The sequence below is a fragment of the Pontibacter qinzhouensis genome, from assembly GCF_008017455.1.
Classification (GTDB): Bacteria; Bacteroidota; Bacteroidia; order Cytophagales; family Hymenobacteraceae; genus Pontibacter; species Pontibacter qinzhouensis.
This window is the reverse complement of the sequence record NZ_VRTY01000219.1, coordinates 1-1,084: the sequence shown is the minus strand read 5'-3', so window position 1 is coordinate 1,084 and position 1,084 is coordinate 1. Positions and strand designations below refer to the sequence as shown.

The window sequence follows — 1,084 nt, the reverse complement described above, 5'->3', positions numbered from 1 at the left end:
GACACAAGGCTTTTTTCTCTTTTGTATTTTTCGTAAAACTATTTCCAGGAAGTACTGTCGCTGTCTATAAAGTTAGAAAGTTGCTGTGGAAATAATGCTTCATCAGCAGTAGGTGTATCAAACTCTGCCTTTCTATTCAACTTTTAACCCTCACAAAACAAGCTGCCGTTAAACATTAACCTAGTTATCGTTTTCTTCTTCAACTATAAACTTATTAAGCTCCTCTAACTTTAAACTTTCTAACTCAAAATGAAACAACTCTGCTTTGCCACCAACAACCACAAAAAGCTACAGGAGGTAAGTAAGATGCTGAAAGGCAGTTACCACCTGCTCACACTGCAGGACATTGGCTGCCAGGAGGAGCTGGCAGAGGACCAGGACACGCTGGAGGGGAACTCGCGGCAAAAGGCAGCTTATGTGTGGGGAAATTACCAGATCGATTGCTTTGCCGACGACACTGGCCTGGAAGTGGAAGCGCTGTATGGTGAGCCAGGCGTATATTCGGCCCGATATGCCGGTCCGCAACGCAGCGACACCGACAATATGCAACTGGTGCTGCAGAACCTGCAAGGCCAGCAAAATCGCAAAGCTCGCTTCAGAACTTCTATTACCTTGTACCTTGGTGGGCAGGAGCATCAGTTCGAAGGCATTGTGGAGGGGCAGATTACAGAATTATGGAACGGCGACACGAGCTTTGGCTACGACCCCATTTTTATTCCTGATGGCTACAACCAGACCTTTGCCCAGATGAGCCTCCAAGAGAAAAATGCCATCAGTCACCGCGGCAGAGCCATCCGGAAGCTGGTAGAGTTCCTGAAGGCGCAGTAGATCTCTTTCGAATCAGAAATTAGGATGGCACGAGCGTCCTTTCTCGTGTCTACTATTCCGCAGACTCTGGCCGCTCTCAAATTCTAAAAAAACGCTGCAGACTGATTAGCATTATGAGGAAAAGCAACAGTGCTTCTAATACACTTTCTAATTTTTAATTTTGAATTTAAGGTCTGCATCTGTAGCCTCTTTCTGCCTAAAACATTATTTTTGTATCCTGAAACCAAAGCTTCCTATGCAAAAGCCATATATCGTC

The 1,084-nt window shown here is 45.3% G+C and carries 1 protein-coding gene; it reads left to right on the top strand.

Features of this window, described 5'->3' with window-relative positions; genetic code table 11:
- Window positions 1-249 precede the first annotated feature (249 nt).
- Entirely contained in the window at window positions 250-828 is a 579-nt protein-coding gene (gene rdgB, locus FVR03_RS24155; protein WP_147924330.1) for an RdgB/HAM1 family non-canonical purine NTP pyrophosphatase, read from the top strand.
- Window positions 829-1,084: the final 256 nt, after the last annotated feature.

Excerpts from the sequence above, each read along its gene's own strand:
- rdgB (WP_147924330.1), top strand. The coding sequence starts at position 250 with ATGAAACAACTCTGCTTTGCCACCAACAACCACAAAAAGCTACAGGAG.